Source organism: Streptomyces sp. CA-106110, assembly GCF_050936285.1.
Classification (GTDB): Bacteria; Actinomycetota; Actinomycetes; order Streptomycetales; family Streptomycetaceae; genus Streptomyces.
Window position 1 is genome coordinate 107,615 of record NZ_JBNJNB010000001.1, and the last position, 23,266, is coordinate 130,880.

The following is a 23,266-nucleotide window of genomic DNA, read 5'->3' on the forward strand; positions in this document are numbered from 1 at the left end:
TTCACGTCTCGGCGCGGCGGAACTTACGGTTTGTGGGTTACCCAGAGCAGTTCCGCCGGCCAGCGGTGTGCCCAGTCGGGTGGTTCGGTTTCGTTGTAGCCGTTGGGTGTTCCGAGTTCGGGCCGCGGCTCGATGAGGTCGTCGATGATGAGACCCGCGCCGCGCAGGACCTTGACCCAGTCGCCGTAGGTGAGCTGATAGCTGGTCGCGCCGTCGTCTTCGGCGATGGTGTTCAGCCCGAAGTAGTCCTGCTGCAGCGTCGTGGTCACGCGGCTGGCGGCTTCGTCGTAGCAAGCTTCGAACCATGGGCTGGCGACGTTGAACACCAGGCGCCCGCCTCGGCCCAAGACGCGTGCGGCCTGCGGGACGGCCAGGTGCGGGGGCGCCCAGCTGAGCCCACCGAAGTCGCAGAACACCAGGTCGAAGCTGTCGGCGGCGAAGGGGAGTTGTTCGGCGGCGCCTTGCACTAGCGGGTAGCGGACCGCTCCCATCGCGCGGGCCGCTGCGGCGAGTTGGGCTTCGGACAGGTCGAGCCCGACCACGGTGGCGCCCTCGGCGGCGAGCGCCCTGGACCACTGGCCGGCGCCGCAGCCGAGTTCGAGGACGCGCTTGCCGGTGACGTCGCCCAGGGCGTGCAGGTGCGCGTCGGGGATGGAGTACATGCCCCACAGCCGGGGTGTGGCGCCGATTTGCGGGTCGTGCTCGTGCTGGTAGGCGCTGCTGATCTGGTTCCAGAGCCGCCGGTTGGCGGGGATGCTGTCCACGTGCCGACTCCAGCACTGCCTGCCGGGGGTGGTCAACACGATTAGGGCACTGGCCAGCCCTCGCCTCGGTCCGGCCCAGGCTCGGCCCATGATTCGCCGGACGAGCCCTAGGCGCAACAGGTACTCTTGATTGAATCCTTTTAAGATGGCCCCAGAAGCTAGCCAGCTATGTCTGCCGCGTCAAGGGTTTCGTGCAGAGACGGATGGCCTGGATGATGGGGCGGGCAGCCCGCTACCGCTGGAGTCGGCTCGACTCCCGTACGACGAGCTCAGGAAGGAAGACCACCTTCTGGTGCTGGTGGTCGGCCGCCTTGGTTGCGTCGGTCTCCTCGATCAGCAACCTTGCTGCGCTGCGGCCGAGTTGCCGGGTCGGCTGCCGCACGGAGGACAATGGCACCGCCGCGGCCGAGGCGAACTCGATGTCGTCGTATCCCACGATGGCCATCTCGTCGGGGACCCGCACGCCCGCTGCGGTCATGGCCTGCAGGACGCCCAGCGCGGTGAGGTCGTTGACGCAGATCACCGCGGTGGGACGGTCGGCGACCTCGTGCAGACGCTGGCCCGCTTCCCGTCCCGCGGTTACGTCCAGGCCCTCCGCGGAAAACACGGTCAGCCGGGCGCGCTCCGTACTCGTTTCAATCACCGTCCGCACGCCCTTCTCGCGGTCGCGGCACGGCGCAAGGCGCATCGGCCCGTTCACCAGCGCGATGTGGCGATGTCCCATTTCGAGCAGATGCTGGGCGGCGAGCTGACCGCCTCGGACGTCGTCCACCAGCACCGAACAGGCGGCATAGTGGGAAGGATTGCTGTCGATCAGGACGTGGGGCAGCATGCTGCGGGCTATGCTGCGCATACTGCGTCCGCTGTCGTCGTCGACGGGGCACAGCAAGACGCCGCGCACTCGTTGCTGGGCGAGCATCTCGAGGTGTGAGGCCTCGCTTTCAGCTTTCTGGGCACTGTTGCACGTGATCAGGTTCAGGCCGGCCTCCTGCGCCGCCAGCTCTGCGCCGCGCACCACGTCGACGAAGAAGGGATTGGCAAGGTCGAGCACGAGCGCGGCCAGCAGGCGACTCTCGCCCGAACGCAACAGTCTGGCCGACTCGTCCGGCACGTAGCCGAGCTCTTTGATCGCCTTGAGTACTTTCGCCCGTGTCGCCGGAGACACGACGTCGGGTCGGTTCAGCGTGTTGGAAACAGTGCCCGAGGAGACGCCGGCATGGCGAGCCACATCCTTGATCCCGACCACCACGGCCTGCTCCTCACCGTCACGCATCGGGCAGCACGTCTCTACCGGTTGGGCATGCGCCCCCGGTCAGCCCCGCGAGATGTCTTGACCATGGTAACGGGAGCGCCCGAAGCCGTTCAGCCCGCCGGGATTGCGGTTGGGAGAAGCCCCGGGCGCACAGGAGGCCGTACGAATGATCTTCGTTCGGTGTCTAGCGCTCGCCGTTTCTGTGCTCTACGTTAACGGATCGTTGAATCGTCTCAATCGCTCAATCGCTCAATCGCAATTGAGGCATGGTCTCGACAGTGGTGTGTCATGCGCCTGCCAGTGCATGGATCAGGGCTGCGCGCTTGCTGGTCTGCTTTCATTTCACCAGCTCAACGCGTCAGTCCAATGATCTAGGCAGGCGGTAGCTAGGCTCCGAAGGAGCGCGCAGTGGACCTGAACCGCAGGAACTACCTCAGAACGGGGGCCAGCGCTTCCAATGGCCCTGGACGTCTCAAGAAATATCGATTCAACGGCTGTGATGGCGGACTCCGCTACGGCCGCGGCGATCCGTTCGGCGCTCCTCCCGCTGCAACCAAGCCGCACACCTGGCGGCAATGGATGAACGACAGAGTCACCAGCGAAGGCATCACTCGTGACCTGGAAGCCATCGCCGATTCCGGCCCCGGGGAAGTCCATCTCTTCGCAATCAGCGACCGCACGCCTCCCGGCCCCGTGGTCAACTACAGCCCCGATTGGCTCGACCTGAAAAACCACGCCCTGTCAGAGGCGCATCGCCTAGGTCTCGACCTGACACTCCATGACTGCTCCGGCTGGTCATCCAACAGAGAGCCCGGTGTGACACCGGCCCTGTCCATGCAGCAGCTGGTACGGAGCGAGACGTTGGTCACCAGCGGCCAGGCAGGAGACGTCCACCTGCCGCGCCCGCCGGCGAACAAGAACTACTACCAGGGCGCCAGCGCCCTAACGTTCGCCTCCGTGCCCGGCGAAACGCTCCCCCCAGCGCAGCCGTCTAAGCCTCGATCCACCGGTCGGCTCATGAAGTGATCTTCTGAGGTTGGGGCCCGGGTATGGGCAGGAGGTGTCCGCTGGTCTGCCCAGCTTTTCCACGATTTCGGCTCCGGTCGGGCCCTGGCGGGCGAAGTGGTCAGGAACGTCGGGCTGCTTCGGGTGGTGCGTGGAGGGTGGCGAACAACTGCGTCCAGGGGTCCTGCCAGGGCCATTGTCTCGGCAGGTGCAGGGTCAAGCGCCGGGCGGAGCGGGCGATCCGGGCGGGGACACGGACGAGGTGGGCGCGCAGGGTGGCGGTGGTGGCTTTGGCGTGGAAGGTGGAGGCCAGGGCGCCTGCGGCCCGCAGCAGGTTGTAGGCCATGGCCCACAGGGTCAGCCAGGCGGCGTTGGCGTGGAAGTGTCCCGAGGGCAGGTGGGCCAGGGCGGAGGCTTTGCTGTCGGCGATGACCTGCTCGATGACGGCGTGGTGGCGGTGTTCCCGCTCGGCCTGGAGGGTGGGGGCGGGGTTGTCGGTGAAGAACGGGTGGTAGCGCCAGACGGGGAACAGTTCGCCCTGCTCGCCGACGGTGGCGGGTTTGGCCAGGTCGCGGACCCGGCGCACGATGAGGCGGGCGGTGACCTGCTCGGCCTTCTTGCGGCCGGTGAACGCGGTGTAGGCGGGGATCTCGGCGACCTGGGCATTGAAGATGAGCTCACCGGTGTCGGGGTCGGGCACGGCGGTGGGGTAGGTGATCTGCTGCCATGCCTTGTCCGGGACGGCCAGGACGGCCCGTTTGATGGAGGGGTTCATGCTGCAGGTGATCGAGAAGCGGGCTTTGGCCCGGCGGCAGGCGGCGATCACGCCGGCGTTGTAGAACTGAGAGTCCGCGCGCAGGACGCGCAGGCCGGTGCAGCCGGCCTCCGTGGCGGTGGCCAGGGCCTCACTGACGAGTTTCGGGGCGCCCCGGGAGTCGGCTGCCTTGCCACGCCGCATCCGCACCGTGGCGATCATCGGCCTCGAGTTGGGGGTGCAGATCGTGGCGAGCAGGGGGTGCAGGGTGCGCACTCCCTTGAACCGGCCGTACTGCGCGCCTTGCTTGGTCCGGCCGTAGACGCGTTTGTGGGTGGAGTCGACATCGATGAATGCCTTCTCGCTCGCGCCGGGCAGCAGCGGGGTGTGTGCGGTCAGTGCGGCCAGGAACTGGCGGTGCGCGGCGTGGAGTTGGAGCGCGTGACCGTGGGTGAACGCACGCAGGAACGTGCCCAGCGTGGACGGGGCACGGATCCCGTCGAACAGGAGGGACATTGCACCGTGCCGCAGGACGTCCAGGTCGTCGATGCTGTCCGCGCCCGCGACCATCCCGGCCACGATGCTCATGACCTTGGCGTCGGCTGCGGCCCCCGCGCTGTTCTTCGCCCCGCCAAGCTTCACCTTCTCCGCCGTCAGACGGGCCAGCCCGCACCGCTCGGCCAGTCGCATCACCGGGACCAGCCCGGCGTACGCGACCAGATTCGTGTCATCGAACGCGGCGGACACCGCCGCAGCGGCATGGGAAGATTGCATCTCGCGGGTGTTCTCTTGCTCTGTGGATGTGGAACCGTAGGAAGTCCCATCATCCCAGTTCAGAGGGCATCCGCGTCTTCATGTCCGAGCCCTGGACTGGCTATTGCTCGGTGGATTGAGGCTAAGAGCGTCACCGCCAACGGCCAGGACGTCGGCATGCCACGATCACGGACACGACCATCTCCACGGCGGTCACCGTGCCTCCCCAGGACGCCGACCAACCCGGCTACCTGCTGCTGGACTTCGGCCAGCCGTACACCGCGCGCTCCGCCGCCTTCGGAGTGGTCAGCGACACTGCCACGGCGCTGTCGCTCGAGGCATCCCGCACCAACTTCACTGCGGTGCCGCACTGACCGGTAGAACCCCTTCGGCAGCGGGCCGACCCACCCGGCCATCGCCACGTTCCCGGCCCAACAGGTCCGATGGTTCCGCCTCGTCTGCGCAAGCGCACTCACCATCGCCGAACGCGACTTGGTGACCGCACCACCGACCAACATCAAAGGCGAATCTGAGCAACCTGCCCGACCAGGAGCAGGATTTCGCACCGAACAACGTCACCGGCTGCATCGCCTGGAGGAACGTAGCCGACCTGACCTCGACAGACTGGTCGGCCCCGTCCTGGTCCAGCCAGCCGTTCGCTGGAACGCACTGCCATGCGCTCCACGCCTGAGGCCAACCAGCCCGAAAGACAAATGACCTCGATCCCCCTCACACGCTTCAACCTGTGTTGCCCTGCGGGCTTACGTGCGATGCGCACGTGGTCGCCGTCGGCCGGCTGTAGGGCTTCGCAGTGCTCGGCGATCCATTCGCCGGAACAAGGACCGTTACCGCCTGTCCCCAGGAGGAATGATGGAAGACAACAAGCTCGGTCTTGGCCGTAGAGATCTCCTGAAGATCAGCGGCGGTGTGGGCATGGCGCTGGCGCTCTCGGGGGTCGGTGCCGGCTCCGCCGCGGCATCGTCGACCGCGGCCTCGGCGACCGATGCATCGTCGAGAGCTATCACCGACAAGTTCATCAGAGCGCAGCATGCGCTTCTGGACGATCCGGAGAGCAAGTACCGGCCGGGCACGCGGTGGTGGCTGGCCGAGGGGCTGCACACGGACGCGACCATCAAGGCCGACATGAAGACCCTCCACGACATGGGCATCGGCTCGGTGGAGATCGTCTGCATGCCCGAGCCCAACGTGGACAACAACCTCAGTGACACGGTCTTCGTCAAGAACACCACGGGCAAGACCCCTCAGCAGATCTACAGCTGGGGGTCTGATGAGTGGAAGAACGACACGAAGCTCATCATTCAGCAGGCCAACAAGTACGGCATGGGCTTCTCCATGACCAGCGGCACGCACTGGGCGAACGCGAACCTACCCATCGAGAACCTGAAGTTCGATGACGACGGGGCAGGCAAGGCGCTAAGTGGTCGAGTTCGTAAGTCCTTCGGGGGTTGATCACGCTGCCTTGGCGACGGAGGATTCTTCCTGGTGATCGGCGGTATGCCGGTCGAGTCTGGCCAGCAGATTGTCCAGGTCGGAGGTGGTGAACTTCCACTGGAACGGCTGTGCCGTGGCGTTGTAGCGGTCTTCGAAAGATCGGAGCCGATCCCGGACCTGATTGAGGTCCGTGAAGTCGTTGGGCGAGACGACCTTGCGCTGGACGATCGAGAAGAAGATCTCCACCTGGTTCGTCCAGGAGGCGTGGACTGGGGTATGGACCATGACAGCGTTGGGGAAGGCGCGGGTCAGACGGTCGATGGCCTTCTGTCCGCGGTGGGAGGAGCCGTTGTCGACGATCCAGAAGACGCGTTCGGCGCTGGCGTACGGCTCTTGGCTCATGACCTGGGTGACCAGATTCATGAACGGGTTGATGCCGGTGGTGGGTTCGCAGCGGCCGAACACCTTCGCCCGGTGAACGTCGTAGGCGGCCAGGTAGGCCAAGGCGCCGCCGCGTTCGTAGGTGTGGTTGACGCGCATCGCCCGGGCCTGGCCGGGGGCCAGGGTGGGGTGGCAGCGGCAGCGGGCCTGGATGGAGGTCTTCTCGTCCGCAGAGATCACGTACTCGTCCTCGCGCAGTGAAACGCCGTCCCAGGCGCGGGCGTACAGGTCCATGATGCGGCTGGCCTTGGTGCGGAAGTCCGGGTCGCGGATGAAGATCCACGACCTGTGCTGCCAGGGCTTGAGCACGTCGTCCTTGAGCCAGCGCCGCACGGTGGAGGCGGAGACCGATCCGGCGATGGCCCGGGCGACCACCTCGCGGGCCAGTTCCGGACATGACCAGCGCGATAACGGCGTGGCGGTCTCGGCGGGCAGATGGCAGGCCAGGGCCTTGACCTCGGCGACTTGCAGCGCGGTGAACACCGGCGGACGGCCGCTGCGTTCACGGTCGGACAGCCCAGGCAGGCCGTGTTCGGCGAACCGGCTCCGCCAGAGGCGCACCGTGTCCAGGTGCAGGCCCGTCTCTCGGGCGATACGCGCGTTGGAGCGTCCGCGTGCCGCGTGCAGGACGATGTGCGTGCGCATCCGCAGCCGGTACTCGGTCTTGTGGCCGTAGGCCATCTTCTTCAGCCGCTTTCGCTCGGCGGCGGTCAGGGTTATCGGGCGGGCCAGGGCAACGGGCATGCAACGACGGCCGATCGGGAGAAGTGGATCACGACAGCCCGTATCCTGCCGTGCCCCGCCCTGCGGCCCCTCGGGCAGGATGGCTGCCATGCCCACACCCTCGGAGTCCACCCGGCTCTCGCTCGAGCAGCGCCTTGGCGAGCATGCCCGCACCACCTGGCCGCAGATCAGGCGGCTGCACGTCCGTCACCGCGGAGCCTTTGCCTACGTGGAGGCGGAACTGGCGGACGGCGAACGGGTCACGCTGATGCGCCTGCGCTACGGCGGAACCGCCAGCAGGTGGGGCTTCGCCCTCTACTACGCCAGCAGCGACCGCTACGAGGACTCCCTCCTGCCCACCGGCGGCTTCGCCGGCACCCCCCAAGACGCCCTCGACTGCGCCTGCCACCTCCACCTCGCCGCACTCGGCACCTGACCAGGCGATACACACAACGTCGGCTCCCGCGTCAACCCCCGAAGGACTTCCGGCACGGACCACTAAGCGGATGACCTGAAGTTCTGCGCGGAATCTGGAGCGGCAGCGGCGGCCTGGCGCGATGGCCTCGATGACGAGAAGACCTCGCCGGGTGTTGTATCGAGGTTGACCAAACTACGACAAAACCGGCGAGGTCAAGGCCAGTATGCGTCCGGCATCCGTGTTCGCCAACCGCCCCGGTCCGGCGTACCAGCACCTGTATCACCTGCTGCATCACCGGTGGCGAGAGGCCTCCCGCGCGGTGATCGTGCTGCTGTCCGCGGCCGGCATGACCGCAGGAGAGATCGGCGAGCTGCTCGGCTACCACCCGGCCACGGTGCGCCGCTGGATCCATCGCTACAACACCGCCGGCCTGGCGGGCCTGGCCGATCGCCCCCGCGCGGGGCGGCCCCGGCTCGGCGGGCCGAGGCTGGGCGAGCGCATCCGCCGCCTGCTGACCCGCCCCGGGCCGTGGACCATCCGCCGGATCTGGCGCCGCCTGGGCGGCCGAAGATGAGCCTGCGCACCGTGTACCGGCACACTCGCGAACAGGCGGCCTGGCGGCGGCCCCGCCTGGTGGCCAGGGGTGACCCCGAGCGCAGGCGCACCCTCGCCGCCCTGCGCCGCCAACTCGCCGCCCTGCCCCACGGGTCGGTGGTCTGGGCCGAGGACGAGACCCACCTGCACCTACTGCCGCACGTGCGGGCGAGCTGGATCCTGCGCGGGACGCGGCAGCAGGTGGCCACCCCAGGCAAGAACCGGCAGGCCACCGTCTTCGGGGCCCTGGAAGTGGCCACCGGCGCCTGGGTCTACACCCTGGGCCGCCGCAATGCCGCCGCCTTCGTCGCCTTCCTCCAGCTACTGCTGGCCGCCTACCCCGCCGCCCCGGTCGTCGCGGTGGTCTGCGACAACGACAGCATTCATCACGCGAAGGCGGTGACCGCCTACCTGGCCGACCAGCCCCGCCTGCGCCTGCTGTTCGGCGCCCGCTACAGCCCGCACGACAACCCGGTCGAGCGCATCTGGGCCGCGCTGAAGGCCCACATTGCCAACACCGCCGTCACCTGGCCGGGCCGCCTGCGCCAGGTCCACGCCTTCTTCCGACAACGCTCACCCACCCAGATGCTGACCACCGCCGCACCCTGGGCCTCGCCCTGGCTGCCGAAGAGTTACGCGCAGAACTTCAGGCAAGCCGCTTAGGCTACGCCATCCAGACCACGACCGGCGGCACCGCGTTCAGCGGCACACTGAAGCGGTCCGTGATGACGGTGGCCGGGCCCGTACGCCAGGATCTCATCTCCGTGGTCGCGATACAGCGCGCGGACGTCAACACCGGCTCCGTCACCGCCGACGGCAGCATCTCCGGCACGATGAGCTACACCGACAAGTCGGTCGTGCTGACCAGCAAGGTCACCCTCAACGGCGCCCCGGTGACGCCGAGCACGATGAAGGACCCCACCGGTAAGGCGAATTACTCCCTGGACTGGACGCCGCCGGCGGGCACCGGAACGTGGGACATCTACGCGTTCTGGATGCAGGCGACCGGCCAGGCACCGACACCCTCGGCGACGACGAACGTCACGATCAACTACATCGATCCTGAGTAAGCATTCACAAGGAATGCCTGTCGACATTTGACGCTGTGTGATATCTGCTGGTCAGGTGGCCAGGGCGATGGGTGGCATCCAGAGGTTGCCGGTGAAGGCGCGGCGGATGGCGTCGAAGGGGTTCAGGCCGTGCTTGCGGGCGGAGTCGAGGTATGAGCGCACGGCGAGCCAGGCCGCGGCACCGTGTTCGGACTGGTGGCAACCGGAGATCTTGACCTGGGTCTTGACCGGTCGCAGTGCTCTCTCGCCGGTGTTGTTGGTGAAGGGCACGTGTCGGGGGTGGTCGGCGAAGCGGAGCACGTTGTTCGCCTGGTCGCGGAGCCGTTCCAGCAGGTTGCGGGCCGGGGACTGCTTGCGGCCGGGGGCTCTGGGGTGGAGCGCGAGTCCGGCGGTGACGCCTCGGTGGTAGTGCTGCTGGTAGAACAGCAGCGAGGTGGGGCCGATCTCGGCTCTCTCGCCGTCCCTGACGCGCCGGGCCTGGCGGTTCAGGCCCGCCAGGGCCCAGTGGATCTGCTGGTGCCACTTCTGCTTGGGATGGTCTTGCTCGGCGGCGGTCAGCTCGCGGATCAGGTGCGCGCCGCACAACTGGTGGTCCGCGTCCGGGTAGCCGGCGTAGAGCGAGAGCGAGTCGTGGACCAGCGTGCCGCGGAAACCCGGCAGGATGCCCAGGGAGTTGGCGCCCTCACGCGAGCGCGGCGCCAGGGCCAGGTGGGTCAGTTGCTCGGTACAGGCCACATGCAGCCAGCGGCGCTTGGCGCCGATCCGGGTGGTGGTCTCGTCCGCGTGCAAGATGTGGCCGAGCATCAGCAGGGTTTTGATGAGGTTCAGCGAGTCGCCGGTCAGTTCGGCGGCCTCGGCGACCATACCGCTGACCCAGCCGGTGGACACCGCGGCGCCGGTCAGGTCGGCTATCAGCCGGGCGGTCCGCTCGACGGGGACGTGGTGAAAGACGACCAGGTAGACCGCCAGTGCGCGCAGGTTCGGGCCGTAGGACGCGGGCGAGCCCGCCAGGTGGTCGGGTGCCTCGGCTGTGGTGGTGTGCCCGCAGCCGCAGCGGACCTTGTGCAGCCGGTACTCGGTGACCTTCACCGTGACCAGGGGGATGTCACTGACCTGACGGCGAGCGAAGCCGACTGAGGGCGCGCCGCGCAAGTGGCTGCCGCAGTCCGCGCAGGCACGCGGGCGATGGTTCTCGACCTGGTCCGGATTCTCGACCATGCCCAACCCCGCACCGGGCGCGCCCTTGCGCCTGCCCCGCCGGGCCTGGCCCTTCGGCTGCGCCTCGGGCTTGTCGTCCTTCGGCAGACCGAACACGTCCTGCGAGGGCGGGAAGTTGGAGTTGCCCGAGTTGCGGTTCAACCGCCGTTCCAACTCCACGACCCGCTTCGTCAGGCGCTCGTTGGCGGCAGCGAGCTGCGCGTTCTGGTCCTCCAGCAGTGCGGCCCGCGTCTCCAGCACAGTGTTCCGCTCTTCGAGCAGTGCACACCGCTCGGCCAGCGCCACGTTCTGCTCGCGCAGCAGCGCAATCAGCGCGAGGAGGTCCTCACGCGACGCGGCGGACTCGGCAGCAACAGACACGATCCCGCAGCGTGCCAGAGACCACGACGGCCTGTCACATCGTCAACTCGCCACCAGCGGACAGACCACGTGAATGCTTACGATCCTGACGGCATGCAGGACTTCATCGACTACTACAGGAATCACGTCTTCAGTGATCCTGAGTTGAAGAAGGCCATCATCGAAAACGGCCGCGGTGAGATGTACATGGACTCGCTGGAAATCTCGACCAGCAACTCCAACGGCGGCGAATTCTGGGGCTCCACGCTCATGAGCGAGTTCCAGAAGCGCCGCGGCTACAGCCTCGAGCCGTATCTGCCATACGTCATCAGGCTTGGCTCTCGGGCGCGCGATACCGCATTCCCGATCGTTGGGGCCGACAGTGTGAAGGTGAAAAGGGTCCGCAACGATTTCTTCGAGACGATCACGGACATGTACACCGACAATGTCCTCAAGCCGCTGCGGGCCTACCTGCACAACGAGATGAACATGAAGCTGCGGGCCGAGATCTCCTACGGCGTGAACTACGAGATCACCACGCCGGCCCAAGGGGTGGACTACGTCGAGACCGAATCACTCGAGTACGGAAACCAACTGGACGCTCACCGGTCACTTGCGGGCGCGGCTCACACTCACGGGTTGCGCTACTCCAGCGAGACCGGGGCGATCGGCGGCGAGAACTACACGTGGCCGCAGGACCGGTTCATGCAGATCATGAACACCCAGTTCGCTTCCGGCATCAGCCACACGGTGTTCCACGGCTACTCCAGCATCTCGGGCGCCGACTCCAGCAACAGTTCGGACCCCTGGAACGGTACGTACTGGCCGGGCCACGAAGGAATGTACGCCCGATTCTCAGAGCGGTGGGGGCCGCGTCAGCCGGAGTCCACGCAGTACACCGACTACATGCCGATGATCGCTCGCACCCAGGCCGTGCTGCAGCAGGGCAAGCCGCAGATCGACCTGGCCGTGCTGCGCACCGACTACGCCTACAACAACGGGCAGCCCAGCATCGACAACATGCGGCACGGCAAGGCGGCGTACTTCAAGGATCTGGAACTGCAGGACAACGGGTACACCTACGACTACTTCGCGCCTGAGATCCTCGAAGGCCAGAGCGTCCGCTACAGCAAGACCGACGGCCTGATTCCCGAGAATGTGGGATACCAGGCGGTCGTCATCTACCAGGACTCCATCCGGCTGAAGAGCGCCCAGGCAATCTGCAAGCTCGCCCGACAGGGCCTGCCCGTGGTCATCGTCAACGGCCTGGTCGAGACGCTTGGCTCGACCACGAACTACCTCAATGCCAAGGCGGCCGTCCACACCCTCGGAAACGAGGGCACCGACGCCGAACTGGCCAAGGTCATGGCCCGCATGGAGAAGCTCCCGAACGTCAAACTGGTCAACGCGAACGTTCCCCAGAGTGCAAGCAACCCCGACCCGGGAGCCGCGGACTACGAGCAGACGTACTACTACGGCAAGACCGGAGTCTACGACGCACTGCAGAAACTCGAGGTGCGACCGAGGGCCGAATATGCCGCACCGAACCAGACCATCCTGACCACCATGCGCAAGACCAAGGACACGGTCTACCTGTTCGCCTACAACTACATGGAGAAGCGAGGCGACTACAAGAACGCACCGATCGAAGCCAAGACCGCCACCACGTCTATCAGTGTCAATGCGGTTGGTAAGCCGTACCGCATCGATACGTGGTCGAGCCACGTCGAGCCGCTGGCCACGTACAAGATCTCCGGCGGGCGGACCTCGTTCGACGTGACTCTCGCACCCGGTGAGACCACAGTGATCGCCATCGACCTGAAGAACAAGACTGCCGCGCCCCTGCGCAGCACCAACGCGGCGCAAGGTCTCGTGACCACCGGCGGCACGGCCATCCTCGCCACCGACTCGGGCACCTACACCGCCAAGCTGGCCAACGGCTCCACCGTCACGAAGAAAATCTCCGTACCGGACGACGTCAACCTGACCAACTCGCGCTGGAACCTGGTCCTCAACAGCTGGACACCCGGGCACAAGGAAACCCTGACCGAGGCACGCAAGGGCTACACCACCAAGGAGGTCTACTACACCACGAACAAGACCGATATCAACGTCGGCACCACCTCGCTCGTCCCCTGGAAGGACATGACCTTCACCGCCCAGGAACCGGCGTCGGTATCGGGTGTCGGCACCTACAGCACCACGTTCCAGTTGCCCAGCACGTGGAATGAGTCCAACGGCGCCTACCTGAACCTCGGCTCCACAGGCGGCGCCCTGGCCCAAGTCTGGGTCAACGGGCAGAAGATCCCCGGCTACGACTTCATCGCCGGCCACATCGACGTGAGCTCCGCCCTCAAGCCCGGCACCAACACCCTCAAGATCGAGGTCGCCAGCTCACTGCGCAACCAGATGCGAGCCCTGGGCTACCCCAACCTACCGGCCGCCAACACCACCGCAGGCGCCGTCGCATCGTACGGCCTGCAAGGAAACATCACCCTGCAGACCTACACCGTCGCCGTCGTCGACAAGCCGACCCACCACTAGCAAGGCCGAGCGGTGACCTCCCCACCGCACTGAACACCCCCCCACTGCGGAGATGGTCCCGCCACTCACCACCGGCGGGACCATCCCCCGCGCCGCCGAGTGCGATGTCCTCGCCACGTTCGGGATGGCCTCCGCCTCACCGCACCGTCAGGCCTCGGAGAACCTCGCTCAGCGCATCCAGGAATACGAAGCGAACCGTTCCCGACCGGATGAGATTCGCCGGGTTCCTCAGCCCGCGGCGGCCAGGGAGCGACCGCCCCAGCGGATGCCCTTCTCGCCGCGGATGCGGGGCGCGTTCGCGGCGCTGGACGGCAAGGACGTCGGGGGTCGGGGTGGCGGACGTCGGCGTTGCGTCAGCGCACCCATGAGGGCCGGGCTTGTCAAGAGCAGACTGGAACCTGGCCCGGCATGCTCGGGGCTGGTGCCGGAGGTGGGTGGAGGAGCCCGTGTCTCCTCGGTCGAGGGCTGTCGATGATCCCCGGGGGTAGGTCGGGCGGAGGAGTCTCACACGCACCCATTCGGCTCCGTGCACCGTCGCCGGGCCGGCGCCATGACCCTAGTCCGGGGGCCGGGCTGCTCATTCAGGTAGTCGAGCACGGCGGGGCCGGCTCATGCGCTGACGCGAGCGCACCCGGTGTCGGCAACCTCTCGGAAGGGGAAGTGTGACTGTCATTGGCTCAGCGCTGCCTCCCCGACGGGACGGGTGGCGTGCTGGTCGGCTTCGTACTCGACGAGCAGGTGCCAGGTGCGGGTGAGGAGTTTGCGGGCGATCGCGATCGTGGCGATCTTCTTGCCGCGGCGATGGGCGATCTGCTCGTAGCAGGCGGCGAACTGCGGGGATCGTTTGGCGGTCTGGGCCGCTTCGCTCAGGATCCAGCGCACCCAGGGGTCGCCCTGTTTGGAGATGTGGCCGTAGCGGACGGTGCGGTCCGAGCCGCGGACGGTGGGAGTGAGCCCAGCCCAGGAAGCGAGCTTGCGGGCCGAGGGGAAGCGGCGGATGTCGCCGATCTCAGCCAGCAGGACCAGAGCGGTGAGTGGTCCTACTCCCGGCAGAGTGGTCAGGACCTTCACCCGCGGGTCATTCTTGGCTTCGGCCGTCAGCCGAGCGTCAAGCCGGTCGATGGGAACCTGGACGGCATCGATCAGCTCCAGCAGGTCGGTGATCACTGTGCGGGAGGACGCGGGCAGCGGGAGCTGCTCCAGCCAGCGGCGGCCGGGACCGCTCCAGCAGCTGCGGCTGGTTCCCCGGTCACAGCCGTGATCGGCCAACACGGCATGGATCCGGTTACGCAACAGGGTCCGCAACCGGACCAGTTGGGCCCGATGTCGGAGCACGGCCCGCTGCTGCCGGACCGACGGCGGGCCGATCCAGGCCTCTGGCAACAGATCGGCGCGCAGCAGCTGGGCCAGGGTGGCCGCATCGACCTTGTCGTTCTTCAACCGGGCCGAGGCGATGGCTTTGCACTGCAGCGGATGCACCAGGTGCGGCTCGAAGCCGTGCTCCTGGAGCAGCTCGACCAGCCAGCCCCAGCCGAAGGCGGCCTCGAACGCCACCGGTGTGCCCGTGGGGAGATCCCCGATCACCCCCAGCACCGGCACCCGCCCGTTGGGCACGTTCCTGTTCACGTTGATCCCACCGCCTTGGTCGGCGATGGCGATCTGCGACCTCTTGCGATGCACGTCGATTCCGACGTAGACAGACATCCCGGGCCTCCTTCCCGAGCTCGTATGGACACCCGGAAACAGCATCCACCGGGCTGGCGCGGAAGGGGGCCCGGCCCTCATAGCGTCAGGTAGCCAATGCAGGACGCGGGCCTGCGGTCAGGCATTCGGCTGCCGCCGGCCCAAGGGCCCGCCCCGAGCGACATCCCGCGCCCCGCAGCCCAAGCCGACCAGAGACGCTTGGGAGGCGTTCGTCCGTGTGCCGCGCAGCCTGCTGCCCCGCTACATACCCCGCAGCGGATTCCCCGAGGTGCAGCCGTTCGCGTCGATCTCCGACCTCCTGCGCGACTTCCAGCACACTGCATGGCGGCTGGAGACCCGCCGCGGTCACGCCTGCGACCGCGACAGCTCCACGTGGCAGCGGTTCCTCGCCGGCGAGGACATCACGCGCGGCCCGGACAACGCCTGGCGTGAGAGCGAACGTCCGCGCGCAGAGCGCTGCGGGAAAGAGGTTCGAGCGCGTGCGCCTGGTGGACGAACCTGCCACCCAGGGGCAGGAGTTCCTCCTTGCCCGCGCGCCCGGCAACGCCGGCGCGAGTGGGGACATCCGCAACCTCACTCGGGCCGAGGCCGAACGGCTGCGGCTGCGGCTGCGGCTGCGGCTGTCTAAGGACGACTTCTGGCTGTTCGACGCGCGGGTCCTTGCCCGGTTCGTGTTCGACGAGGACGTTCGCCACCCTCGGCGTGTACGTCACCGAGGACCCCGCCGGGGTGCCGGCCGCTTGCCGGGCGCGGGACGCCGCCCGGCATCACGCCGTGCCCACCGCGGAGTTCGGCCGGCGGGCGTGATTCACCGGGTGAGCACCCGGCGTGGTACGCGCGGACGCCCTGCTGTCCCATCGAGGGCGCCCGCGCGCGTCATCGTGCCGCGTTGCCCGCGGATGCGGTCGCGGGGGCGCGGTCTCAGCGGGCGTAGTGGTGGAAGCCGGCATACGTCCACTCGGTCCAGGTGCCGTGGTGCAGGCGGTAGAAGCGGTGACCGTCATAGCGGTACCAGCCGTCATAGCGGTACCAGCCGTCGTGACCGTGGTCCCAGTGGCCGTAGCGGTCGTAGGAACCGTAGTGGCCGTAACGGTCGTTGTTACCGTAAGAGTTCTCGTGGTCACCATGGGTGTAGGACGCGATGTGGGGGGCGCCGGCGGGAAGGGTCGCTGCGGATGCGCTGCCTCCGGCCGCGAGCAGGGCCCCGCCTGCGACACCGAGGGTGGCAGCCGCAACAGCGGCACGCTTCACAAGCTTGCTAATCATGGTCATCACCCTTCATTTACCTTGCTTACGTAATCCAGCAAGGCTGATCGCCTTTGGTTCGACATCAGAGACACTACGAGCGGGTAGTTAGGATTTCAACTTTTTGCAGGGTGGGCTATGTCATGGACCCCCACACCGCAGACACGGAATAACCCCGACCACCCCAACCCGACCGGGCAGCGACTCTCCCCCTCCATCACCGAGGGCTCATCGCGGCACGCCCACGACGCGAAGGCGACTAGCGGTGGTTTGTTAGTTCGGGGGGAGAGGTTCAGGGTCTGTCCGGTGGTGACCGCGTCGATCAGGGCTTGGAGTTCGGGTGGAGGGGGCGCGTTGGACCAGGCCCGCCACCAGCGTTGCAGCACGATCGACGGGGTCAGCCAGCCGCGGACGGCGCGAATCGCCTTCGGCCAGCACGGCGGTGGGGGCGGGGCCGGCAGTGCCGGGCCCCCTCTCTCCAGCGTCGGCTTCCGGCACCAGTGTTGACGTACTCTCAGGTCCCGCACTGGTGCGTCCTGCTTCCCAGCAGAAGGCGAACGCGCAATTGACCAGGGTCTGGTGGCGGCGGATCGCGACATCGGTGCGCACCTGGAAGTCGGCCCACCCCAGCTCGTCCTTGACCTGCTTGTAGCCCTGCTCGATCCAGTTCCGAATCCCGTAGATCCGCACGACCTCGGCCAGGTCCGCGGGCGGATAGGGGGACTCGGCCGCGCGGGGCGAGCCGGGGCGGGGCAGGTCGGTGGCCAGGTACCAGGTGGCCTTCTCCGGCAGGGTGGACGGATCGGCGGTGGCCACCACCAGCCGCGTCAGGCCGTCCGGACCCCAAAAGCCCAAGGTGGCGTCGGCGGCCCACCAGGTGGCGGTGTGCCCGTCGCGGAAGGTGCGCACCACCGGCGTCCAGGCGCCGGGCTCCTCGGGGCCGTGCCAGGCCAGTTCGCGGGCGGCGTCCACCGGGGTGCGGGCCTGGTCGCCGTAGGCCCACACCCCGCGGCGGCGCTTGACGGCCATCACGAACGGCACCTTGGCGGCGTGCAGCTCGCACCGGAAGTCGTCCAGGTCCCCGTAGGCGCCGTCGGCCACCGCCGCCCGGAACGCGATCCCCAAGAACCTGGCCTGACAGGCAAGTTGGGCGGCAATCTTCCACTTGGTACGGAAGGCCGGGTCGCTCTTCCCCCGCGGGAAGTGGTGGGCCGGGGTGTAGGGCACGGCGTGCAGCGGGTAGTAGAGGCGCTCGTCGGCCCACAGCGTGGTCACCGTGACCACGGCGTTGTCGGTCTTGCCGTACCGGCCCAGCCACTGCCGGCCCACGTGCGCGGTGGCAGTGCCGTCCTTGCGGTCCCCGGAGTCGTCGATGACCAGCACCCCGCCGGCGTGCGGGGCGGTCGCCTCGCCCTGCAGCAGCAGCTCCAGCCGCCGGGCGTTGACCCGCTCAGGGTCCCAGGTCGACTCGGACAGGAAGAACTGCAGCCGCTGCACCGCCGGGTGCTGGGCCCCCACGACCGGCTCCGCCCCGGCCAGGCAGGTCAGCGTCTTGTTCCGGTCCCGCGGGGCCAGCAGCCCGGTCAGGTACTCCCTAAACCCGCGCCGCTGCGCCAGCGACGAGAACAGGTCGTCGAACCGGGCCGCGTAGCCCTCCAGCGGCCCCGGCGCCGGCGGGCACGGACGCCTCGCGGTCACCATCGCGACCACCTCCGAACAACATCGCCCCCGCCTACCGGCCTACCGCACGTTCCGCCCCAGGTCAACAAATCACCGCTAGGATGTCCCGGCCGTACCCGACGCCGGATACGACTGCGCCCCACCGCCCGCCCTGTGGCCCGCCGGCACAAGATCCTCGACCCGGCCGGCGCTCCGACCGCGTTCGGCCAGACCCGCACAGCACGGGATCCGTCGGATCCACCGGCGGCCCTCAACACCACCCGCGATCTGTTGGGCGGACCGGCCGCCGGCAGCGGGCCGCCCGGTGGCGCCGCCACCGCCACTCAGACACACCCCGCCACAGGCGAACCGGCGCCCATCACGCAGACCCGACCACGCCCCTCACCGCCCCGACCACCACGACCCCGACCCCACCACGCACCCGACCACGGCAGGCCACCGCGCCGCGCAATCCGTACGGCCGAAAATGCCGCAGCCACCGTCTGCGCGCGCACAGGCCCTGGCGTCCTTGCACACACGCCCAGCGCACAACCGCAAGGCCGCGCACGTCTCGCTGCGCGGCCGCTCGCAGGCCGGGCCAGAAACCATCCCGACCGGCATTGACGACGGCCGGGCACGCGCAGTTCAGGGGACGTCAGCCCCCGCTCATGCGGGCCGGCACCCCGACCACGGCCCCCACCACGGCAGGTCACGGCATTGCGCAGTCCGCCCGCTGACTTGGGTTTTAACCTCGGATCCGGGCGTGCGGCCCGGCGTGGCATCGTGTGTCCGCGCACATCTCGACGGGTGATCAGGCAAGACCTCTGGCGACGTGCTGGCTGTCCTGGATCGCGGTACCGACGGGTGACCAAGCGGGGGTCATGACGATGCTGGGGCTCACTCGACCCACCGCCGTGACGTTCGCCGAAGCCGAGACGATCATCGACGAGGACGGCCACGGGGAGGCGGACGGAAATCCCGACGGCCTGGCTCGGGTATACGTGAGCCCCGAAGTCGACGGGTGGACGCTGGTCATCGGCTGGTGGTGCGATCCGTGCGACGGTGAGCGCAGCGACGAAGTCCTGCGTCTGTGCACCGAACTGAGCGCGCGATACGGCAGGGCGCAGGCGTACTACTACGGCGCGCAGGGCGACGGTTCGGCCTGGCTCATCGCTGAGGGGGGTGCCGTGCTGCGGCGGTACTGCGCAACCGGGGAAGCCGAAGACACTCTCTTCACGCTGGGTGAACCACTGCCACTGGAAAGGGCCCGACGGGAGCAGTTGGGGCTGTCGCCAGCCTGGGACGAGGCGCCCGGAGACGACGAGGCCGCGAGCCAATGGAAATCGGCCGCGTTCCATCTCGCTCCCGAGATCGCAGCTGCCCTGGGCGCCAGCCCCCTCACGCTGACCGCACAAACGCGGGTGCGCGGCACCGGCGTCCTCGCCCTCACCCCGCACCCCGCAAGCGCTGAGGCTGAACCCGTCATCTGAGGGCCGCCGACATCAGGGCGTCATGGAACACCGGCGAGACGGACTGCGTGGCCGTCGGTGTTCCAAAACCCGCGCCAGGACATCGAACCAGTCTTTGCGCATGGCCCCCCCAGACAGGGACCCGCCCTAGAAAGCTGAGGTCAAAACCCAAGCCAAGGGCCGTCCCGCAACGGCCCGCGACATCAGGGTCAACCAGCGGTCAGTACAGCCACCGGTCGAGATGCGCCGGCCAGAGGAGACCCATGTAACCCTCGAAGGCGGCCGGGTCGATCTCTTTAAGCCCTCGGGCAAGGTGGCCCAACTCGGCCAAAGCCCGCTCTTCCTCGTCGCCCAAGAAGTCCTCCTCGGGGCCATCCGGCTCGCTCAAAAGTTCCGAGGTCGTGACGTGGCTGCCGTAGCAGTGGAGAGCCTGAAGCCACAGATCGACAGTGGAGTTGGCGAAGCAAGCCGCACCATCCGGCGTGACGTAGTAGACCGCTCCGGTCTCCGGCTCAACGCCGAACGACGACCGCTCGGCCGGCACAGCAAGGTCGACGTGCTCCGTGAGGCGGTAGAGCGGGCCGCGAGACGTCTGCAGAACCGGATGATCTTCGCGCTGAATCACGACTCGCTCGATCAGACGGGGAGCGACCGGGACACCTACCTCGACGAGCAGCACCTTCATACGCTCGGGAATGCGCCACCCTGCTACAACCTCCGACTCCGCCCGCATGACCTGCCCGCCGCCGGCCCACCCCGTCAGCTCGTCATACGTCACCATCGGACGCCCCTCTTCGGTCGGTTGCGGCGCCAAGACCCTATCGGGCTCCATCCCGGCTACAGCCTGCAGTCGAAGTTGCGGGACAGCCCTTAGGCAGCCCCCGAGCGCCTGCGCATCGCGGGGCGCATCGCGACGGCTTTATCCCTTCCTGAAAGAGGCGGGGAAAGGTTGAGACATCGGAACGCGTCAGGGCCGCACCCGAACCTCGGGTGCGGCCCCCATGTCCAGGCTCATCCCGGCCATGCGGCCAGTTCCCCGCAGGGATGCGGGCAGCGATCCCCCGCACCGGCCGCGCCGCCTCACGGGACATCAGCCCGCCGGCCCGGGCGAGTGCCACCCGCAGGCGCAGCAGATCGCGCACCCTCTGGGAATCGACCGTGCGCCGCGCGCCGAGAACCGGTTCCTGACTCCAGGTCCAAACCCCGCCGGCGCCACCTTCGGGTGAACCCTGGGACGGCCGGGTCGTCAGGAGCGCCACACGCCGCTATTTTCGAACACATGAGCGATTGATGTGATGCGGAAGAGGTCCCGCTCCCGATTCCGGCCCAGGTGCCCGCCGGGGAGGAGGTGGAGTTCAACCGCACCGGCCTCTACCTCACGCTCAGCCGGGCAGGCCGACGCCAAAGGACGCAGGTCATCCAATACCGCAACCTGCCCGACGCAACCCGGGCGATCCTCACGGTCGTCGACTGGCCGGCGCCGACGATCCGCATGGTGTGGGTCGCCTGGGATCCCGACCGCATGAGCCTGGAGTACACCTCGGGAACCGTTCTCGCGACAGCGGAGGCCGTGCCACGCAAGGGCGATGCCCGTGCGATCGCCACCGACGAGATGCTCGGCTGCTTCACCGGCCCTCCCACCTCGTACTGGCCGCACAGGGACGTCGAGGTGCGAGTCGGCGGCCTCTGGCGTCCCGGCAAACTGCGCAGCCTCTTCCACGGACCCGGCGGCCGGGCGGCAGCCTGGGTGACGACGTCGCTGTACGAACCGGAATGGGGAACCTGGGTCACCTTCCGGCGGATGTACCACTGGAATCCGGAAGCGATCAGACCAGCCCAAACGAATCTAGGCCGCGCCGACGGGCGTCCCGACAAAATGTGACCACATCGAAGGTACTCGTGAGCCCGCCGACGCACGCCCGGAAAGCGTGACGTTCCGTCCGGTCTACCGATCCGGCTGCGCCTGCCGGCCCGCTCCTCCGCCGCCATGTCGAGATACCGGTGCTCCGGCACCAGCCGGCCGTCCTGCAACACAGCAGCCCCAAGCCCGTTTTCACCGGCGGGTACCGTGCCGTGCGCGCAGCCCTGCTCCGGCGCCTGGGCAAGCATCACCGTTCATCGCTGAAGCCGCTCATCACCCCGCCTACCGTGCTGCGCCGGCACGCCCGACTGGTCGCGAAGAAATGGACCTATCCGTCCCGCCGTCCGGGCCGCCCGGCCAAGCCCGGAGGCACTGCGCGCTCTGGTGCTACGCCTGGCCCGCGAGAACGACGGGTGGGGGTATCGCAGGATCCATGGCGAACTGCTCAACCTGGGCTGGAAGGTCGCCGCCTCCACGGTGTGGGAGATCGTGCGGCGCGCCGGTGTCGACCCGGCGCGCCGACCGCTCCTGGGTCAAATTCCTGAAGGCCCAGGCCGCAGGCATCCTCGCCGTGGATGTCTCCACGTGGACACGGTCTTCCTGAGGCGCCTGTTCGTCCTGTTCTTCGTCGAGCAGCCCCCGAGGCGGATTCACCGACATCCGCGTTGCCCGCGATGGGTCACAGCGCCCCGAGATCGACTTCCACGGGGAAGGGCGCGCTGGCCTTGACCGTTCCGGTGAATACCTCGCCCTGGCGGTAGGAGCCGCTTGCCGGGTCGAGGAGGTAGGTGTACACCAGCGGAACCGTGCTGGGGGACTGTTCGACTCGCCAGTAGAAGGCGATGCCCGCTCGAGCGTACTGCTCGAGCTTGACGATCCGGTCGGTGGTCTCGGAGCCGGGCGAGACGACCTCGACCACGAGCAGCACGTGCTCGGGGCGGGTCGGTGTGACGTCGATGCTGTCCGCCCGGTAAACGGTCACGTCCGGGCGGCGGTTGGTGAGCGGGACGTCCTGCAACCGGATGTCGAAGTCCGTGTCCGCGTTCCACTCCGGGCCCGCCGCCGTGTCCAAGGAGTTGGCCAGGATCCGCGCGAGGCGGTTGTGCCGTTTGGACGCACTCGGGCTCACGACGACCATCCCGTCCACGATCTCGATACCCGCACACTGCTCTTCGGACCAGGAGTCGTACTGCTCAGCAGTGATCTGCGTGTGCATCCATTCGGGAGCGATCATCTCGGCGGTCACGGCACACCTCCCCTGGGTCGATCGACGAAGCCGACGCTGTCAGCCCAGACTACTGGCTCCCCACAAGCCGCGGGCCTCGAAGCCTCGAGGCTTCGGCAGGGCGGTGTGCCGCCCATGCGTCCGCACCCTTCTCGTGACCGGACCGTGCCCCCACCCGTCACCAAAATGGTTTAGCATTCAACCAATGCGGCAGCTGCTGACCCGGCAGCGCCCTTGCCTGCACCTGCGCTGTGCGGTGCAGCAGGCGCAACAAGGGCCATAAGGGAGGAGGATCCATGGCCAGACGTACGACCGTCGTGGCGTTCCCCCAAGCCCACGAGCAGAGCCTTTCGGGCAGACTCGAGCAGCCGCCCGGCCACGTGCACGCCTCTGCGCTGTTCGCCCCCTGCCTCACCTGCTCCAAGGACAGCGCGGCGACCGTGCGCATCGCCGGCGCCATCCACCAGCGGGCACCCCGCCCCACATCCTTCGTCTCGCTCGAGGGCGCAGATCGCATGCCCACCCGCCAGGACGACGCCGCGTACGCCGCCGAAATCCTCGCCCCATGGGCCTCCCGCCACCTCGACCCCGCAAGGCAACCGGCGCGTCCGCTCGCGGGCGAGGGCGGCCATGCCGCCCCGGACGACGTCCTGCGGCCTCCCCCCACCACAGCCGCCTGAGCCTTTCGGGGCGAGGAGCACACCACCGCGCCCGGCCCCGGCACGGCCCACCGGGCAGCCGACCGGGTGCCCCTCCCCCAAGGCCCGGCACGTCCA

At 68.0% G+C, this 23,266-nt stretch carries 19 protein-coding genes and 3 pseudogenes; 12 read left to right on the plus strand and 10 right to left on the minus strand.

Annotated features, from left to right (window positions below):
• Window positions 1–23: 23 nt before the first annotated feature.
• Together ACQEXA_RS00555 and ACQEXA_RS00560 are read right to left on the minus strand one after the other, a co-directional pair.
• A complete protein-coding gene (locus tag ACQEXA_RS00555) occupies window positions 24–764 on the minus strand; it encodes a class I SAM-dependent methyltransferase (RefSeq protein WP_432938476.1) in 741 nt (246 codons plus the stop codon).
• Between the two features lie 232 nt (window positions 765–996).
• Window positions 997–2,037 (minus strand): LacI family DNA-binding transcriptional regulator, encoded by a 1,041-nt coding sequence (locus ACQEXA_RS00560; RefSeq protein ID WP_432938474.1) that lies wholly within the window; start codon window positions 2,035–2,037, stop codon window positions 997–999.
• A gap of 387 nt (window positions 2,038–2,424) precedes the next feature.
• Between ACQEXA_RS00560 and ACQEXA_RS00565 the strand changes: the two genes are divergently transcribed.
• On the plus strand, window positions 2,425–3,042 hold the full coding sequence (locus tag ACQEXA_RS00565) for a glycosyl hydrolase (protein ID WP_433128094.1): 618 nt from the start codon (window positions 2,425–2,427) through the stop codon (window positions 3,040–3,042).
• A 100-nt stretch (window positions 3,043–3,142) separates the two neighbouring features.
• Here ACQEXA_RS00565 and ACQEXA_RS00570 read toward each other — a convergent pair whose 3' ends face one another.
• Complete coding sequence (locus ACQEXA_RS00570; protein ID WP_433128096.1) at window positions 3,143–4,549, minus strand: IS1380 family transposase; 1,407 nt, start codon at window positions 4,547–4,549, stop codon at window positions 3,143–3,145.
• A gap of 197 nt (window positions 4,550–4,746) precedes the next feature.
• Between ACQEXA_RS00570 and ACQEXA_RS00575 the strand changes: the two genes are divergently transcribed.
• A complete protein-coding gene (locus ACQEXA_RS00575; protein WP_432938467.1) occupies window positions 4,747–4,902 on the plus strand; it encodes a hypothetical protein in 156 nt (51 codons plus the stop codon).
• A gap of 559 nt (window positions 4,903–5,461) precedes the next feature.
• Complete coding sequence (locus ACQEXA_RS00580; protein ID WP_433128098.1) at window positions 5,462–5,998, plus strand: hypothetical protein; 537 nt, start codon at window positions 5,462–5,464, stop codon at window positions 5,996–5,998.
• Here ACQEXA_RS00580 and ACQEXA_RS00585 read toward each other — a convergent pair whose 3' ends face one another.
• Window positions 5,999–7,165, minus strand: coding sequence for an IS630 family transposase (locus tag ACQEXA_RS00585; protein WP_433128100.1), 1,167 nt, complete (start codon window positions 7,163–7,165; stop codon window positions 5,999–6,001).
• A gap of 88 nt (window positions 7,166–7,253) precedes the next feature.
• Between ACQEXA_RS00585 and ACQEXA_RS00590 the strand changes: the two genes are divergently transcribed.
• From ACQEXA_RS00590 to ACQEXA_RS00600, 3 genes and pseudogenes are all read left to right on the plus strand, one after another.
• The gene (locus ACQEXA_RS00590; protein ID WP_432920489.1) at window positions 7,254–7,580 is read left to right on the plus strand and encodes a PH domain-containing protein; all 327 of its coding nucleotides are present in this window, start codon (window positions 7,254–7,256) and stop codon (window positions 7,578–7,580) included.
• A 205-nt stretch (window positions 7,581–7,785) separates the two neighbouring features.
• A pseudogene (locus ACQEXA_RS00595) lies at window positions 7,786–8,819 on the plus strand (IS630 family transposase).
• A 62-nt stretch (window positions 8,820–8,881) separates the two neighbouring features.
• The gene (locus tag ACQEXA_RS00600; protein WP_433128102.1) at window positions 8,882–9,226 is read left to right on the plus strand and encodes a hypothetical protein; all 345 of its coding nucleotides are present in this window, start codon (window positions 8,882–8,884) and stop codon (window positions 9,224–9,226) included.
• 51 nt (window positions 9,227–9,277) lie between these two features.
• Here the strand turns inward: ACQEXA_RS00600 and tnpC are convergent, their stop codons facing one another.
• Window positions 9,278–10,804 carry an IS66 family transposase gene (tnpC, locus tag ACQEXA_RS00605; protein ID WP_432926078.1) on the minus strand — a complete coding sequence of 509 codons (1,527 nt, stop codon included), beginning with the start codon at window positions 10,802–10,804 and terminating at the stop codon, window positions 9,278–9,280.
• 93 nt (window positions 10,805–10,897) lie between these two features.
• Here tnpC and ACQEXA_RS00610 point away from each other — a divergent pair, with 93 nt between their 5' ends.
• A complete protein-coding gene (locus tag ACQEXA_RS00610) occupies window positions 10,898–13,327 on the plus strand; it encodes a glycosyl hydrolase (protein ID WP_433128104.1) in 2,430 nt (809 codons plus the stop codon).
• A 669-nt stretch (window positions 13,328–13,996) separates the two neighbouring features.
• On the opposite strand, the gene ACQEXA_RS00615 is transcribed toward ACQEXA_RS00610, so the two are convergent.
• A complete protein-coding gene (locus tag ACQEXA_RS00615) occupies window positions 13,997–15,031 on the minus strand; it encodes an IS110 family transposase (protein WP_432920626.1) in 1,035 nt (344 codons plus the stop codon).
• A 268-nt stretch (window positions 15,032–15,299) separates the two neighbouring features.
• On the opposite strand from ACQEXA_RS00615, the pseudogene ACQEXA_RS00620 reads away from it, so the two are divergent.
• Window positions 15,300–15,380 (plus strand): annotated as a pseudogene (locus ACQEXA_RS00620) (DUF6879 family protein); the annotation flags it as partial.
• 79 nt (window positions 15,381–15,459) lie between these two features.
• Window positions 15,460–15,675 (plus strand): annotated as a pseudogene (locus tag ACQEXA_RS00625) (DUF6879 family protein); the annotation flags it as partial.
• Window positions 15,676–15,952: 277 nt separating this feature from the next.
• On the opposite strand, the gene ACQEXA_RS00630 reads toward ACQEXA_RS00625, so the two are convergent.
• Window positions 15,953–16,297, minus strand: a complete 345-nt coding sequence (locus ACQEXA_RS00630) for a hypothetical protein (RefSeq protein ID WP_433128106.1) — start codon at window positions 16,295–16,297, stop codon at window positions 15,953–15,955.
• A gap of 252 nt (window positions 16,298–16,549) precedes the next feature.
• Window positions 16,550–17,974: an IS701 family transposase gene (locus ACQEXA_RS00635; RefSeq protein ID WP_433134398.1), complete on the minus strand. Its 1,425-nt coding sequence runs from the start codon at window positions 17,972–17,974 to the stop codon at window positions 16,550–16,552.
• A gap of 842 nt (window positions 17,975–18,816) precedes the next feature.
• Between ACQEXA_RS00635 and ACQEXA_RS00640 the strand changes: the two genes are divergently transcribed.
• Window positions 18,817–19,425 (plus strand): hypothetical protein, encoded by a 609-nt coding sequence (locus ACQEXA_RS00640; RefSeq protein WP_433128108.1) that lies wholly within the window; start codon window positions 18,817–18,819, stop codon window positions 19,423–19,425.
• 199 nt (window positions 19,426–19,624) lie between these two features.
• On the opposite strand, the gene ACQEXA_RS00645 is transcribed toward ACQEXA_RS00640, so the two are convergent.
• Window positions 19,625–20,185: an SUKH-4 family immunity protein gene (locus ACQEXA_RS00645; RefSeq protein ID WP_432938442.1), complete on the minus strand. Its 561-nt coding sequence runs from the start codon at window positions 20,183–20,185 to the stop codon at window positions 19,625–19,627.
• 549 nt (window positions 20,186–20,734) lie between these two features.
• Between ACQEXA_RS00645 and ACQEXA_RS00650 the strand changes: the two genes are divergently transcribed.
• The gene (locus ACQEXA_RS00650) at window positions 20,735–21,286 is read left to right on the plus strand and encodes a hypothetical protein (RefSeq protein WP_433128110.1); all 552 of its coding nucleotides are present in this window, start codon (window positions 20,735–20,737) and stop codon (window positions 21,284–21,286) included.
• 658 nt (window positions 21,287–21,944) lie between these two features.
• On the opposite strand, the gene ACQEXA_RS00655 is transcribed toward ACQEXA_RS00650, so the two are convergent.
• Window positions 21,945–22,511, minus strand: a complete 567-nt coding sequence (locus tag ACQEXA_RS00655; RefSeq protein ID WP_432938437.1) for a Uma2 family endonuclease — start codon at window positions 22,509–22,511, stop codon at window positions 21,945–21,947.
• Window positions 22,512–22,786: 275 nt separating this feature from the next.
• Here ACQEXA_RS00655 and ACQEXA_RS00660 point away from each other — a divergent pair, with 275 nt between their 5' ends.
• Window positions 22,787–23,170: a hypothetical protein gene (locus ACQEXA_RS00660; RefSeq protein ID WP_433128112.1), complete on the plus strand. Its 384-nt coding sequence runs from the start codon at window positions 22,787–22,789 to the stop codon at window positions 23,168–23,170.
• The last annotated feature ends 96 nt before the right edge of the window (window positions 23,171–23,266 follow it).

Coding starts and splice junctions, on each gene's coding strand:
- ACQEXA_RS00600 (WP_433128102.1), top strand. CDS start 8,882: ATGACGGTGGCCGGGCCCGTACGCCAGGATCTCATCTCCGTGGTCGCG.
- ACQEXA_RS00645 (WP_432938442.1), bottom strand. CDS start 20,185: ATGGTGACGTATGACGAGCTGACGGGGTGGGCCGGCGGCGGGCAGGTC.
- ACQEXA_RS00580 (WP_433128098.1), top strand. CDS start 5,462: ATGGCGCTGGCGCTCTCGGGGGTCGGTGCCGGCTCCGCCGCGGCATCG.
- ACQEXA_RS00560 (WP_432938474.1), bottom strand. CDS start 2,037: ATGCGTGACGGTGAGGAGCAGGCCGTGGTGGTCGGGATCAAGGATGTG.
- ACQEXA_RS00610 (WP_433128104.1), top strand. CDS start 10,898: ATGCAGGACTTCATCGACTACTACAGGAATCACGTCTTCAGTGATCCT.
- ACQEXA_RS00590 (WP_432920489.1), top strand. CDS start 7,254: ATGCCCACACCCTCGGAGTCCACCCGGCTCTCGCTCGAGCAGCGCCTT.
- ACQEXA_RS00615 (WP_432920626.1), bottom strand. CDS start 15,031: ATGTCTGTCTACGTCGGAATCGACGTGCATCGCAAGAGGTCGCAGATC.
- ACQEXA_RS00585 (WP_433128100.1), bottom strand. CDS start 7,165: ATGCCCGTTGCCCTGGCCCGCCCGATAACCCTGACCGCCGCCGAGCGA.
- ACQEXA_RS00640 (WP_433128108.1), top strand. CDS start 18,817: ATGACGATGCTGGGGCTCACTCGACCCACCGCCGTGACGTTCGCCGAA.
- ACQEXA_RS00630 (WP_433128106.1), bottom strand. CDS start 16,297: ATGATTAGCAAGCTTGTGAAGCGTGCCGCTGTTGCGGCTGCCACCCTC.
- ACQEXA_RS00660 (WP_433128112.1), top strand. CDS start 22,787: ATGGCCAGACGTACGACCGTCGTGGCGTTCCCCCAAGCCCACGAGCAG.
- ACQEXA_RS00570 (WP_433128096.1), bottom strand. CDS start 4,549: ATGCAATCTTCCCATGCCGCTGCGGCGGTGTCCGCCGCGTTCGATGAC.